This is a genomic window from Helicobacter sp. (assembly GCF_022511165.1).
Lineage (GTDB): Bacteria > Campylobacterota > Campylobacteria > Campylobacterales > Helicobacteraceae > Helicobacter_C.
In genome coordinates this window covers 18,563-33,249 of sequence record NZ_JAFLSB010000006.1, presented here as the reverse complement: position 1 = coordinate 33,249, position 14,687 = coordinate 18,563, and the positions used below count along the sequence as shown (strand labels likewise).

General features: G+C 38.5%; 15 protein-coding genes. 6 read left to right on the top strand and 9 right to left on the bottom strand.

The annotated features are described in order from the left end of the window. Positions 1-163: 163 nt before the first annotated feature. Positions 164-1,090, bottom strand: coding sequence for a D-2-hydroxyacid dehydrogenase (locus J1E28_RS01655; protein WP_291026199.1), 927 nt, complete (start codon positions 1,088-1,090; stop codon positions 164-166). A 63-nt stretch (positions 1,091-1,153) separates the two neighbouring features. Here J1E28_RS01655 and argB point away from each other — a divergent pair, with 63 nt between their 5' ends. Both argB and J1E28_RS01645 read left to right on the top strand, forming a co-directional pair. Further along, a complete protein-coding gene (gene argB / locus J1E28_RS01650; RefSeq protein ID WP_291026198.1) occupies positions 1,154-2,008 on the top strand; it encodes an acetylglutamate kinase in 855 nt (284 codons plus the stop codon). After that, a complete protein-coding gene (locus J1E28_RS01645; RefSeq protein WP_291026197.1) occupies positions 2,001-2,627 on the top strand; it encodes a hypothetical protein in 627 nt (208 codons plus the stop codon). The genes argB and J1E28_RS01645 overlap by 8 nt, the downstream gene beginning before the upstream one ends. A 50-nt stretch (positions 2,628-2,677) precedes the next feature. On the opposite strand, the gene J1E28_RS01640 is transcribed toward J1E28_RS01645, so the two are convergent. From J1E28_RS01640 to fliI, 8 genes are all read right to left on the bottom strand, one after another. Beyond that, on the bottom strand, positions 2,678-3,340 hold the full coding sequence (locus J1E28_RS01640) for an outer membrane beta-barrel protein (protein WP_291026196.1): 663 nt from the start codon (positions 3,338-3,340) through the stop codon (positions 2,678-2,680). Between the two features lie 128 nt (positions 3,341-3,468). Beyond that, a complete protein-coding gene (gene dxr / locus J1E28_RS01635) occupies positions 3,469-4,587 on the bottom strand; it encodes a 1-deoxy-D-xylulose-5-phosphate reductoisomerase (RefSeq protein ID WP_291026195.1) in 1,119 nt (372 codons plus the stop codon). Positions 4,588-4,595: 8 nt separating this feature from the next. Further along, the gene (locus J1E28_RS01630; protein ID WP_291026194.1) at positions 4,596-5,522 is read right to left on the bottom strand and encodes a CDP-archaeol synthase; all 927 of its coding nucleotides are present in this window, start codon (positions 5,520-5,522) and stop codon (positions 4,596-4,598) included. Between the two features lie 114 nt (positions 5,523-5,636). Next, on the bottom strand, positions 5,637-6,098 hold the full coding sequence (locus J1E28_RS01625) for a CoA-binding protein (protein ID WP_291026193.1): 462 nt from the start codon (positions 6,096-6,098) through the stop codon (positions 5,637-5,639). 109 nt (positions 6,099-6,207) lie between these two features. Beyond that, on the bottom strand, positions 6,208-6,939 hold the full coding sequence (locus J1E28_RS01620) for a glycosyltransferase (RefSeq protein WP_291026212.1): 732 nt from the start codon (positions 6,937-6,939) through the stop codon (positions 6,208-6,210). A 251-nt stretch (positions 6,940-7,190) separates the two neighbouring features. Then, complete coding sequence (locus J1E28_RS01615; protein ID WP_291026192.1) at positions 7,191-8,171, bottom strand: iron-sulfur cluster assembly scaffold protein; 981 nt, start codon at positions 8,169-8,171, stop codon at positions 7,191-7,193. A 21-nt stretch (positions 8,172-8,192) separates the two neighbouring features. Beyond that, a complete protein-coding gene (locus J1E28_RS01610) occupies positions 8,193-9,359 on the bottom strand; it encodes a NifS family cysteine desulfurase (RefSeq protein WP_291026191.1) in 1,167 nt (388 codons plus the stop codon). Between the two features lie 250 nt (positions 9,360-9,609). Next, positions 9,610-10,998, bottom strand: coding sequence for a flagellar protein export ATPase FliI (gene fliI / locus J1E28_RS01605; protein ID WP_291026190.1), 1,389 nt, complete (start codon positions 10,996-10,998; stop codon positions 9,610-9,612). 69 nt (positions 10,999-11,067) lie between these two features. Here fliI and tig point away from each other — a divergent pair, with 69 nt between their 5' ends. From tig to def, 4 genes are read left to right on the top strand one after another with little or no spacing between them, the layout of a single operon-like run. After that, positions 11,068-12,420, top strand: coding sequence for a trigger factor (tig, locus tag J1E28_RS01600; protein ID WP_291026189.1), 1,353 nt, complete (start codon positions 11,068-11,070; stop codon positions 12,418-12,420). Then, positions 12,413-13,003 carry an ATP-dependent Clp endopeptidase proteolytic subunit ClpP gene (gene clpP / locus J1E28_RS01595; RefSeq protein ID WP_291026188.1) on the top strand — a complete coding sequence of 197 codons (591 nt, stop codon included), beginning with the start codon at positions 12,413-12,415 and terminating at the stop codon, positions 13,001-13,003. The genes tig and clpP overlap by 8 nt, the downstream gene beginning before the upstream one ends. Before the next feature lie 22 nt (positions 13,004-13,025). Further along, on the top strand, positions 13,026-14,195 hold the full coding sequence (locus J1E28_RS01590) for a diguanylate cyclase (RefSeq protein ID WP_291026187.1): 1,170 nt from the start codon (positions 13,026-13,028) through the stop codon (positions 14,193-14,195). Then, positions 14,164-14,685 carry a peptide deformylase gene (gene def / locus J1E28_RS01585; RefSeq protein WP_291026186.1) on the top strand — a complete coding sequence of 174 codons (522 nt, stop codon included), beginning with the start codon at positions 14,164-14,166 and terminating at the stop codon, positions 14,683-14,685. Before J1E28_RS01590 ends, def begins: the two co-directional genes overlap by 32 nt. The last annotated feature ends 2 nt before the right edge of the window (positions 14,686-14,687 follow it).

The following is a 14,687-nucleotide window of genomic DNA, read 5'->3' as shown; positions in this document are numbered from 1 at the left end:
GAACAGCTTTAATTTTAAAAGCTCTTACCTTATAGTAAGGTATTTTTAAAAAAATATTATGCCCTAAAAATCAAAAAAAAAAAAAACGTTACATTTTAGCTCTTTTTTCTTTTTTATGCTTATAAAACCTAAGGAATTAGATTTTTTTTTGAGCTACTCCTGCTTATTGAATATAATCGCGTATATTTTGCGCAGTGAGTGTGATTAAACGCTCTCTTGCTCTATCATACGCCCACGCAATATGAGGTGTAAGGAGCAATTTATGCGCAATATTTGGATTCAAAAAGGGGTGATTTGCCCTCATTGGCTCACACTCTAGCACATCTGTGCCAAAATACATATCCTTACTTTTGAGCAATTCTGCTATGTCTTCTTCATTAACAATCCCACCGCGTCCAACATTTATAAGCACCGCACCATCTTTTAAAAGCCATAAATTTGTGCGATTTAAGAGATTTTTTGTTTGAGGATTGAGCGGAGCGTGGATAGAAATAATATCACTTGTTGAAAGTAAGCTCTCTAAATCCTTTCGCATAAAACCCATTTGAGCATTTTTGCCACTTGTGGAGTAATAACTTACCTCTGCGCCAAAAGCTTGAGCAAGTGCTGCTACTCTTTGCCCGATATTCCCAAAGCCAATAATCCCCCATTGCAGATGTTTTATCTCACGCAAACCCCCATTAATATGCACAAAAATTTCACTCTTACAATACGCACCGCTTTTGCAATAACTATCATAATAGCCAAGTCTTGCCAAAAGATGTAGTGATATACTCATCGTATGCTGTGCAACAGAATCTGTGGAATATCCGGCAACATTTTTAACAACAATGCCCCTTTTTGCTGCATATTCTAAATCAACATTATTCATTCCCGTAGCTGTGATACAAATGAGCTTCACACTAGGAAGTTGAGATAAAATTGCTTCATCAAGCACGACTTTATTTGTAAGTATCACTTCCGCCCCAGCACAGCGAGAAATCACTTCATTTGGTGCGCTAAAGCCATAGCTTACAAGCTCGCCTAATGCCTTTATCTCGCCCAAATCACACTTGCCTAGAGTATCCGCATCAAGTATAACCATTTTCATCTCTTATCCTTTGCATAAAATTTGAGATATAATAGCATTCATCTTTTGCTCAAGGGTTAGTTTATGCAAAAAAATGCAAGGGTTGTGAAAATATTGCTAGATTCTCTCCCATTCATTAGAATCTTTCGTGGCAAAATTATTGTCATTAAATACGGCGGTGCAGCCCAAAGCAGCCTAGAACTCAAAGAAAAATTCGCCCTTGATATTGTGATGATGTATATGCTTGGACTAAAACCTGTGATTATTCACGGCGGAGGCAAACGCATTAATGAAATACTCGATAATATGGGGATAAAAAGCTCCTTTAAAGATGGTTATCGCATAACTTGCGCAGATTCTATGCGTGTAGTAGAAATGGTGCTAAGTGGCGAAATTAATAAAGAACTCACAGCTTTTTTAAACTTTCACGGCGCAAAGGCAGTGGGTATGAGTGGCAAGGACGCACATTTACTTCAAGCAGTAGCAAAAGATAATGGCGCACTTGGCTACACAGGCGAGATTACACAGGTAAATCCTGAATTTCTCCTGCAAGTCATCAATGATGGTTTTGTGCCTGTAATTGCGCCTATTGCCACAGGCGAGAGTGCGGGACATTTGGGCTATAATATCAATGCTGACCTTGCTGCTTGCCATATTGCAAAAGCTCTTAAGGCACAAAAAGTAATTTTTTTGAGCGATATTGCCGGGGTATTAGATGCCAATAAAGAGCTTATTTCCTCGCTCACACCAAAACATATTGAGACGCTCAAAAAAGAGGGAGTGATTAGCGGGGGTATGATTCCAAAACTAGAGGCGTGTGTGGATTGTGTGAAAAATGGCGTAGAAAAGGCGCATATCATTGATGGGCGTATAGAACACTCCTTGCTTTTGGAGCTTTTTACTACGCAGGGCATTGGCACGGAGATTTGCAATGAATGAGCAGCTAAAACAAACTAAACAAAAACCTACTAAGCCCAAAGGGGCAGATTCTAAGTCTATGGCGAGTGAGCCAAAATCTCCAAAATCTATGGTAGAGAAGCCAAAAGTAGAGATAATCCCTGAATCTGCAAAGCCAAAAGTAAAGCCTAAAAAAGGTCTAGATTCATATCAATATGGCTTTTTAAAACGCTTATGGCTTAAATTAGAATCCCGCTCGGCTGATAAAAATACTGAAAATATCATTATGATTTTGCCTGTGTTGCTTTTTATGCAAAAAGAGCATCTTGAAGTCCTCCTTGATGATTTGCCTAGGATTTTATCACTTTATCTTAAGCCCCATTTGATACAGCGCGTTTTTATTCATATTGTGATAAGGCTTAAAAAATACATCAAAAATGAACAACTTTTTATGCAAGAGCGTGATAAGGCTCTAGAATATATTGCTACAAATATCCAATTCTACGCTCTTGTGCTTGATTTATTTGATGAAAAATCAGAAGATAAACTTGCCATTATCGAACAAATCGTGCGTAAAAAATTTGATAAAGACTATCAGTTAAATAAAGACGATCACCGTTTGCTGCTTTTACAAGAAAAATACTACCAAAACAATGCCTAAGCTTAGAGCATTAAGATTTATATTAATCTCATCTGCAAGATTCTCATTTCTTAGAAAGTGAAATTATAGCCCACTTGCACAATGCTTGCACGAAAGGTAGCCACTCCGCTAAAATCTAGCCAATCAGGGCGATTGCCATCATCATTGTCATAATTATAGCTTGCAAGGGGAATCTTTGCTCCTAAAGTAATTTGATTTGAATTACTCACATTAAGAGTAAGCCCGATGTTTAAAGGCACAGCCAAGCCACCCTTTGCTCCACGCCCTGTAATTAAAGGATTAGTATTGCCAATCCAATTCCAAATGGGATTATACTCTTGATAACCTATACCAAAACCAATATATGCACCAAAAAAGCGTGTGGCATTAAAATAATAATCAACATTTGCGGTAATGAGTTTTTGCGTAATATGAGAATCTATTGAACCAAATACTCCATTATCTTTAAAGCCTTTAGTTTCATTGTAATTATAGCTAAGATAGAATTTTAAGCCATTTTCTTCACTTAAAGCTTTTTTATAGCCTACATCTACGCCCCAGCCTTTGCCTGTTTGATTTTGAGGAAACCACCGCCCATAACCGATATTTTGTGTAAAATCACTAAATTCAGCTTCAAGCATAGAGAGTCCATAATTCACCCCGATAAACACGCCACTGCTTTGAGCTTCTATAATAGAAATTAGCACAAATACGCCTATAAAACTTTTTTTCATAGCCTTATCCCTAATTATTTTAGATAAATCTTTAATAGCAAAAATTTATCTTTTATGCTTATTGATTTTGCTCTACTATTGTATATTTTTTTTTTTTTACAATCAAGCTTTTTTCAAGTCTTTGCCCATCAAAAACTAAACTTGTGGGCATTATTTTTGAGCCATTGGCTGCTTTTTTGACGCACTTCTTCATCAAGCGCACAAATAGATTCTATACTTTGGAGTGAAGAAAAATCAACATTATTCAAAGATTCTAACATCGCAAGAATAAGGGTGCTTATTGTCCCAAAGGGTATGCGTCTAGCTAAAAAATGCGATATAGCTACTTCATTGCTAGAATTCAGTATGATACCTTTTTGCGGAGTAGCAAGAATCTCATCTTTAAGCTGCCACAGAGGATAGCGACTTTTTTCAATAGGCTTAAAACAAATTGAGAGCAATGAGGGCGAAAGAGGAGTGATAAAGCTTTGATTTTGCGCAAGAGTGGGATTAAGCGCATAGGCGATAGGAAGCTTCATATCAGGACAAGAGATATGAGCTGTAGTGCTTCCATCTTGAAATTCAATCAATGCGTGAATGCTTGAGCTTGCCTCAATAAGCGCATCAATGTGGCTTGTATGAAAAAGCCATCGTGCTTCTAGAATCTCAAAAAGTTTATTTGCCATTGTTGCCGAATCTATGGTGATTTTTTGTCCCATTTGCCAATTTGGGTGCTTGAGGGCAAGCTCTGGCGTAGCAGAGGGGATTTTTTCAAGTGGATAATCCCTAAAAGCCCCACCGCTTGCAGTAATATAGAGTTTATGTATAGGGCGATTATTATACAAATACCATAGCCCAAAATGCTCACTATCAATAGGTGTAATGTCGGCATCTTGCAAGAGCCAACCCGCATTGACTAAAGATTCTTTATTGGCAAGAGCGATTTTTTTACCACATTGCAGAGCTTTAAAACTAGGCATTAGCCCCACAAAACCCACAAGAGCATTAAGCACAAGAGAGGATTGCGAGGATTCTATCATTTCTAAAATCCCCTCACTCCCATAAAAAAGACGATAATTCCCAGAAATAAGCAGATGTGCATCTGCTTTGTCAGCAATACACACATTTTTGGGCTTGTGTGTGGCAATTTGCTGATTTAAAAGTGTGATGTTTTTCCCCGCACAAAGAGATTCTATGGGGATACAAAAGCGCGTAGCGACCTCAAGGGCATTTGTGCCAATGCTCCCTGTGCTCCCAAGCAGAATCATTACTTACCTTAGAACACAATGATAAAATCATTATAGGCAGGGAGAAAAAAAAGTAAAAAGTGCATTACCACCGCACCAAAAAGCACAGCATCAAGTCTATCAAGCACCCCGCCGTGTCCGGGCAGTATAGAGCCGCTATCTTTTACTCCGGCTTCGCGCTTTAAATAGCTTTCAAATAAATCGCCAAATACTGCACTTATGGCTACAACAAAGCTAATTCCAAGTGAATATAAAAAGTTTTCAGTGATACCAATGCCCACAAATGAGCCACAAACCACACCACAAATAACCCCACATATCACACCCTCAATCGTTTTTTTAGGGCTTGTGGGGCAAAAGGGCGTTTTACCAAGGATTTTACCCCCAAAATACGCCCCTGTATCTGTAAGGGCAACAATGACAATAAGCCATATAAGCACCCATACGCCATTACCTCCAGCATCTTTGTATAGGGCATAAATGCTTAAAAATGGCAAAAGTGGGTAGATAAAAGGAAAAAGGGCTTTGGGCGAAATTTTTTTACTATATGCAAGATAGGAGGCATAGACAATGAGTATAAAGAGGGCAGATTCTATAACACGACTACTCAAATATGCCCCTACCCACGCTAATGCTGTGGCAATGCAGTAATGAGGGGCAGATTCTAAGCCATAAAGACTAAGGGATTCTCGCACACCAATAAGACAAAAAATAGCCAAAATAACGCAAGTAAGCAAAGGATAATCAATGCTAAGCACAATAACAAGTGCGGCAATGAGAGCAAGAGCAGTAATAAAACGCGCTTTATCGGCAAGAAAACGCGCCTTTATGCCTTCTGTAATGCGCTGTGAGAGTGGCTCACTCCCCAAAACCTCATCACTTGAAGCACCCTCTTGATGTATTTTTTCATCTTTTGCTTTTTTTTCTACTTGCTTTTTTGCATTATGATTTTCCATACTTATCCTTTATAGTCAGTGGCATTTATTTTAGCATTAAAGCTTTTTAGATTCAATATTGCTTGGCTTTGTTTAAAGCTATGCGTGAGATATATTTGTATAGAGTGAATGAGCTTAAGAGGCAAAAAGTCTTTGGTGTTCGATTTCAATGCAACTATCTTCTTGATATAAAATCCCGCATTCTTGCGCTTTTTGATAGGCTTCTTGGCTTTTTAGTCCAAGCTGCACCCATACACATAAACGATTTTTATCAAAAGAGCTTAGATGTGAGAGAGCGCAAATCTCGCTAAGCACAGCAGGCAAAGCCTCGCTTTTGCGAAATACATCGATAATATCACATTGCTCATTTTTTTGTGCAAGAGATATAAGGGCGTCTTTAAGAGAACAGAATGCTTTTTGTCCTAGAATCTCCCCACCTCGTGGATAAACAGGAATAATAGTATAGCCTTTTGCAAGGAGATAGCTTGCGACTTGAAAGCTTGGTTTTTGCGCATCTGGGCTTAAGCCGATGATAATGATGTTTTTAGCATTTTCTAAAACTGCCTTTTTTTGAGTATCTGTAAGCAATGTTTGCACTCCTTTAAAAAATAAAGCATTCTACACAAATGAAGTAAAAAAGCATATTATTGTGATATACATAGATTTAAGAGAGTTATGGCATCTATATAAGCCTTATTTTTGGAATCTATTCTTTATATGTGTTGTGCGGTATGATTTTTTCTTTGATTTGAGGGAATTGTGTGAGGATATTTTTGATTTGCACATCATTTTGCTCTTGAAGGCAATTTATATGCCACAAAGGATTTCCTTCATCAGCAAAACCCTTTAGCTCGCTTATATTATGCTTTATGACATTAATCTTTGTCCCTTGTAGCACTGCCATAGCCCAAAACCACACATCATCAGCTGTGGGGCAGAGATTCATAAACATACTCCAATCTTGCACCCTTTTATCTAAGGTATGTGGTGGGTAAAGCACCCCGCCAACGCCTGTAAGAAAATTGAGAAATGAAGGAGAGGTTTTTGTATAATCAATGCAAGATTCCCATTGATGATAGGGCAGGAGGTTATTATCTGCATCAAAGCTTACCAAATGTGCCCTATGGGCGTGTATGAATTGCGGTGCTTCTTGGTAGGCATTATAGAGTAGTTCTAGCCAATGTGGCGAATATATCGTATCATCATCAATGGTTATAATAATATCATCAGGGAAATCTTGCAAGGCAAAAATGAGTTTGTTATATGGTTTCAAATTTTGTGCTACCCATCTAATTTCTAAACCTTTGTGTAAGAATGCAAGAATGGTTTGGGATACGCTAGAAACTTGATTTGGATATTCTTCCAAAGCAAGATAAAGGATAATTTTATCGGGCTTAAGAGTTTGTGTGAAAAGTGAATAAAGCGTGTAGGGGAGGATATGGGCGCGTTTAGGATAAGAGGTAAGAGAGATAATGATTTGAGGCTTTCTTATCCCCCCCCCCTGTTAAAATATTTTGCTTATTGTGAAGAAAAAGCTTAAGCTTTGTATGAAATATATAGCTATCTATTTTTTTAAAGAATCTTCTAAAACCAAACATTACTGCTCCTTAAACTAGCAGGATAATCCTGTTTGTTATACCATTTTTCCTCTGTTTTAAGGCACCTTTATCATTTATAATAGGCTGTGCTTTAAATAGGAAGCACTCGAATATGAGAATCTAGCTTTTCTTGCAAAATAGATTCAATAGCATAGAGTGTGCCTGTTGTCCCACTCGCACAGCCACTACACGCGCCAAGATAGCGGATATATACATCAATATAACCATCGCTTGTATCTTTAATATCTAAAATCTCCATATCCCCGCCGTCCATCATTAGCATTGGGCGGACATTCTCATCAATAAGCTTATCAATGCTTTTAACCTTTTGCACCATTGTCATTTCTTTAAAGGCGATGTTTCCACTTGCGCTTTTTTGAGCAGATTCTCGCACACTTTCTCTATCCATTTCTGCCCTTACATCACGCAAAATATCCACCAAATAATACTCTCTTTTTTCGTGTCCGCCCTCTTTTATACAGCTTTTGCAAAATGCTCCTGCTTTGGTGTAATTTGTGATTTCTTCCACACTCTTTAAATCATTAAGCTTAATCACTTCTTTAATCGTAGAGAGGCTTACACGCGCACATTCGCATACGATAATCTCATCTTCAAAATCTTGCGCATCTTTGCCTAGATACATTCCGGCAGCTTTTTTAATCACATCATACGCCATTACCGAGCAGTGCATTTTTTGCCCGGGCACTGCGGGAGTATCTGGGTCATCGCGCAAGGCGTGTTCAACATCAAGATTTGTAATTTTTACAGCCTCTTGCACCTTTTTGCCAAGGCAAAGCTCTATCATCATATCGCTACTTGCTATGGCAGTCCCGCAACCAAAGCTCTTAAACTTCGCATCAATAATCCTATCATCTTTATCCACAAGCCAATACAAACGCACTGCGTCTCCGCAAGATTCTGCGCCATAGTCTGCCACGATAAGTTTTGCCCCTTTTGCATCAGCATCTTTTTGGGTCAAAACACCTAGATGTGTAGGATTATCCATTCTTTCACTTACTTTTTTTGAGTAGGCGTCCCAAAGTGCGCCCCCAATTAAATCATTTTTTGCCATTTTCCCTTCCTTTGTTATTTGTTACGCGCTGTATGAGCTAGAAATCGCTCGAAGTCTTTTGACTGCTTGTTGAAATATATCAATCGTGTAATCTATATCTTCATTTGTTGTGAATCTGCTAAGAGAAAGCCTAATTGCAGTATGAGCAAGCTCTTTATCTGCGCCAATAGCTACCATTACAGGATTTGCCTCTAAGTCCTCACTCGCACACGCACTTCCGGTTGATGCAGCAATTCCGGCTTTGTTTAAATCCCATAGCATTGCCTCACCTTCAATGCCCCGCACACTAATAAGCGTGGTATTAGGCACACGATTTTCTCTTGTGCCAATCACTAGCACATCAGGGATAGCAAGAAGCGCATCTTCAAGTTTATCGCGCAGTCGGCGCACCTCTGTGAGTTCATAATCAAGGAATTTATGTGCTAATGCCATTGCCTCCCCCATACCTATAATATAAGGCACATTGAGCGTGCCTGACCTCCTGCCGTGCATATGCTCTCCGCCGTGAAAAAGTGGCGTAAGGGGGACATTTTTGCGGATATATAATCCACCAATGCCTTTTGGTCCGTGGAATTTATGCGCACTAAAACTCAAAAAATCCACCTGTGCCTTTTGCACATCAACAGGAATCTTACCAATAGCTTGAACTGCATCTGTGTGAAAAAGCACATCACGCTCTTTGCAAAGTGCACCTATCTCCTCAATAGGAAAGATAAGCCCGGTTTCATTATTTGCCCACATTACACTCACAAGCGCAGTATCATCTCTTAAAGCCTCACGCACTTGTTGCGCGGTAATACTGCCTTGCGCATTAATAGGCAGATAAGTAACCTCCACGCCAAGAGATTCTAAAAATTCGCAAGTAGAGCGCACTGCTGGGTGTTCCACCTCTGTGGTAACAATATGTTTCTTGCCTTTTTTCACAATCTCATCAAAATATATGCCCTTAATCACCCAATTATTTGATTCTGTCGCGCAACTTGTGATGATAATATCATCGCTATCATTTGCATTAATGCCATTGTAGAGCTGCTCAATTGCCCTTGCAATCGCGGGGTGAGTTTGTGTGCCATATTTATGAAGACTATTTGGATTCCCAAATTTTTCACAAAAATATGGCTCCATAAGCGGCAGTATGCTCGGGTCAAGCATTGTTGTCGCATTATTGTCTAAATAGACTTTTCTCATCTTTGAACTCCTAAATTTGTGTTTGAATATTCATCAAAATAAATTTTTCTCAACCTTAAATAATACTAAAGAAAGCGCAGGTTTTAACATTTTATAATTAACTTATGATTAACTGATGTTATGTGTGGAAAAATGGGCTTATAATCTCTCAATTTTAAAAATAATTTTTAGAACTTTATATTTTTTAAGGTTAGGACTCCCTACAAAAAGCAAGAATCTTAAGCCAAAGAAAAGCTAAAAAACACAGAATCTATTCTGCCATAATGTGCAAAAGCTCTTGCAAGGAAGATTCAAAGCTCCATTGCTCATTTGTTTCTTGTTTTAAAAATGCCTCCATAAGTGGATGCTTGTTGATTGCCTCATCAAGCTCGGGGTCGCTCCCTTTTTGGTATGCACCAATGCGGATAATCACTTCATTTTCTTTGATAAGGGAATATAAGCGTCTAAATTTTCGCACTGCAGCAAGATGTTCGGGTGTGATGATGTCATTTATAATACGTGATGAGGAGTTTAGGATATTAATAGGTGGATAAATGCCCATATCAGTCAAATCACGATTAAGCACAATATGCCCATCAAGGATAGAGCGACTTTGATCAGCGATAGGATCACTTAAATCATCGCCCTCTACAAGCACGGTAAAAAAGGCAGTGATTGAACCTACCCCATCTTCTTTTCCTGCACGTTCCATTAATTGAGGAAGTAATGTGAGTGTGGAGGGTGGGTAACCTTTGCTTGTAGGTGGCTCCCCGAGTGCCAAGCCTATTTCGCGTTGTGCCATAGCAAAGCGCGTAACAGAATCCATAATAAAAAGCACATCATTGCCAAGTGATTTAAAATACTCTGCAATCGCCATTGCGCTAAATGCTCCATATTTACGCATAAGCGGAGAATCATCACTTGTTGCCACCACAAGAATAGTATTTGTCAAATCATCATTGAGATTCTTATGTATAAATTCTGGCACTTCTCTTCCACGCTCGCCAATGAGCGCAATAACTTTAATAGGGGCATTTGAATTACGCACAATCATTCCCATAAGGGTGGATTTCCCCACACCTGATCCAGCAAAAATACCCATTTTTTGCCCCTTACCGCAAGTAAGGATTCCATCAATGGATTTCACACCCACTTCAAATACCTCATTGATTAAGCCACGTTTGAGTGCGCTTATGGGCGGGCGTATAAGCGCGGTGCTTGAGGTAGCTTCGATTGCTCCTTTATTATCAATAGGCTCACCAAGCGGATTTATCACGCGTCCTAAAATTTCTTTTCCCACGGGGATTTGTAAGCCGTGATTGAGAATCTCCACCCTATCACCACTTTTATGTCCCTCTATAAAAGAAAAGGGACTAATAAAAAAATGCTCTCCCTCAATGCCTATAACCATACCAAGATTATGGATATTTTCTTTTGCGTGTATATCTTGCCCATTTGTGTATGTTTGCGCAGAATGAATAGAATCCGCATCTAAAGATTCATTATCGTGCTTAAAAGGAGAGATTTTGACTATATCGCCTACTGAAGGCTTCACGCCATCAGCCACAAGTATATTTTGCATTACTTTTATCAAATGTCCATAGTTTGGAGAGAGGTTGATATTATTTTTAAGCTTTTGTTTGATATGAGATAATGACATATAAACCTACTTTTAAGATTTTCTTGTTAGAATACCAAATTATACTTTTTTATTTCATTAAGGAAGCCTATGAATTTCACAACAAAACGCATAAACAGCGCTAATGCTGTTGTTAATGGCAGCATTGCATTAAAAACACTTGAAGAAAAGTTTAATAAGGTGATTCAAAAGATTGCCAAAAATGCGAAAATTGATGGATTTAGAAAGGGAAAAGTTCCAGCACAGGTAATTAAAACGCGCTATAAAGAACAAGTAGAGCAAGATGCCCAGCAAGAAGCGATTCAGGATTTTTTAGAATCTGCGCTTAAAGAACTAGGGATAGCACCAAGAGAGCTTGTTGGTAGCCCTGTTATTGCAAAATTTGATAAGCAAGATGATAAGATTGAGCTTGAGATTAAAGTAAGTGTTACGCCTTCATTTGAGCTTGATAAAGTTGAGGAATATGTGCCAGAGGTAAAGCTTAAAGCCATTACAAAGGCGCAAATTGATGAACGTTTAGAAGAAATTGCCAAAAATCGCGCACCTTTAAACGAGGTAACAGAAGATAGGGCATTGCAAAAAGATGATACAGCAAATATTGATTTTGAGGGATTTGTTGATGATAAAGCTTTTGATGGAGGCAAAGCAGAGAATTTTAACCTCCTTATTGGCTCAAATCAATTTATCCCCGGCTTTGAAGATGCGCTTATTGGTATGAAAAAGGGGGAGAAAAGGAGCATTAAGGTTACTTTTCCTACCGACTATCAAGCAGAACATTTAGCAGGAAAAGAGGCAAGATTTGATGTAAGTTTGCACAAGATTTTGCAAAAAGAAACACCAAAAATTGATGATGCGTTTGCAAAGAGCATAGCAGGGGAAGAATCTACCCTTGAAACACTTAAGAGTATGGTTAAAAATCAGCTTGAGATAGAGCAAAAAAATGAGCTTTATAACAAGGAGCTTAAAGAAAAGCTTGTGGAGGCTTTGCTCCAAAATATCCGCTTTGATTTGCCTGATTTGATTGTGGAGCAAGAAATGGATATTTTATTTAGAAATACCCTCTCTCAACTTGCCCCAGAGGAGTTTGAGAAACTTAAAAACAACGAAGAAGAGGCAAAAAAACAGCGCGAAGCTAAACGTGATGAGGCGCAAAAAAGTGTGCAGATTACTTTTATTGCAGATGCTTTGGCAAAAAAATATAATATCATCATTAATGATGATGAGGTAATGCAAAGGATTTATTATGAAGCAATGATGATGGGGCAAGATCCACGCGCTGCTTTTGAACATTATCAAAAAAATAATATCCTCCCAGCAATTAAAATGACAATGATTGAAGATCGAGTGTTGCATTATTTGCTTGATAAAAAGTTTGAATCTACCAAGCAATCTACAAAAGAGCCAAATGTAAAAGTAACCAAAGAGGAAGGTGCAAATGAGTAGTTATATCCCCTATGTCATTGAGCGCACAGGGCGCGGTGAGCGTAGCTATGATATTTATTCACGATTACTTAAAGACCGCATTATTTTGCTAAGTGGCGAGATTAATGATCATATTGCTTCATCTATCGTGGCGCAATTACTTTTCTTGGAAGCTGAAGATCCAGAAAAGGATATTAATTTTTATATTAACTCCCCCGGTGGGGTAATTACAAGTGCATTTAGCATTTATGATACAATGAACTATATCCGCTCTGATATTAGCACAATCTGTATTGGACAGGCTGCTTCAGCCGGTGCGTTTTTGTTGAGTTCAGGCACAAAGGGCAAAAGATTTTCCTTGCCAAATTCACGCATTATGATTCATCAGCCACTTGGTGGGGCGCAAGGGCAAGCTACAGATATTGAGATTCAAGCCAAAGAGATTTTACGCTTAAAAAAATCGCTCAATGAAATAATGGCACAAAATACCGGACAAAGCGTAGAAAAGATTAGTCTTGATACAGAGCGAGATTATTTTATGAGCGGAGAAGAAGCTAAAAAGTATGGATTGATTGATGAGATTCTTACTAAAAGCTTAAAGTAATACAAACAAGGGAGGTGCAGCTATGGATTCAGATGATGTCGGCAATAACAATTTTTTTGGGAATCTTGATGATGCAGGACTAGAAGAGAATCTGGACAAACAACCTCAAAAGGTGGCACCACCTCCTGCGGTTCCCGCAGAGATAACTCAAAAATTACGTTCTATTTATAAACAAGCTTTGCAAGCCCTTGAGAAAGATGATGTTCTCCCCTTACCCGAAAATTTCGAAGCGTATTTTGAAAAAACACTTCTTCAAGAGCAAGATGAGAAAGTGCGTGAAAAAATTGAGGACATTGTTGAGAGCGCTCATCACGATTCACGCCTGATTGAACTTGAAAAAGTTTTTAATGATAACTTTACAACACTAAGAGATATCCTTGAGCGTTTGCTCACCCTCTGCAAACAAATGTCTGCAATGGAGAGCAATACCGATAAACGTTTGGCTGAAATTGCAACCATCACTAATCCTCTAGGTGTGCAAAATGTGATAAAAATGCTTATGAATGAAATAAGAGGATTCCATAAGCAGTTTGTCGAGCAGGCTGATTTTATCACGCGCTCTTATCGCGATATGTATGCCCAATCCTCTGCCGCACGATCAGGCACAATATATGATACTACACTTGATATTTATACGCGCTCATTTTTTATCTACACACTCGAGCTTGAATGCAAAAATATCAAAGATTTTCCTAGAAATTGTGCTGTGGCAGTCTTTGCTCCCACTAAAGAACTTGCCTCACAACTTAATGAACAAAATCAGCTTGTGGTTATTTTTAAAAATATCTCTCGCATTGTTGCAAAAAACATCGGCACTAAAGATGTATTATCATATTTAGGTGGCGGACGTTTTGGTATGCTACTTAAGAATGTTTCAGCCGATGCAGCAGTAGCTTTGTGTGAAGAGGTGATTAAAAAATGCAAGGCAACAAATGTTTTTATTGGCGGCACAGAACTACAGCTTAATATCGCTATGGGTGGGGTTGTATTTGATGGAGATAAAACCCCAGAAACAATGATAGAGGAAGCAAAAGAGCAGCTACAACTTGCTCAAAAAGAGAGAGAATCGCTTAAATTTGCCCAAGCGCAGACTCAATCTCGAACAGCTTCGAGTGCCTCAAGCGACGATGCAGAAGATTTTGAACTACCCGGAGAAAGCCTTGGCGACCTTGACGATTTTAACTTATCCTAATCAAAAGCTTAGACAAAAATCTAAGCCCATAGAGCAGTTTGATGCACATTTGCATCACTTCCTCGATGATATGTATGATACGATGATGGAATGCGGAGGAATAGGCTTAGCAGCTATTCAAGTGGGAGAGCCAAAGCAGATTTTAATCATCAATCTCCCACGCGAAGAGGACAATATTCAATACAAAGAAGATTTGCTTGAAATCATTAATCCTACATTTTTAACCCAAGAAGAAAGCATTGATTGGGAAGAGGGCTGTTTGTCTGTGCCAGATTTTTATGAGAGTGTAAAACGTTTTAATAAAGTCTCTATCGCCTATAAAGATCGTTTTGGACAAGATAAAGTCCTTAAGGCAGAAGGTTTTTTGGCAGTGGCGATTCAGCACGAGATTGATCACTTAAATGGCGTGCTTTTTGTTGATAAACTACCTATTTTAAGACGCAAAAAATTTGAAAAAGAGCTCAAAAAAATAAGAAATTCCAAAGATTAAAG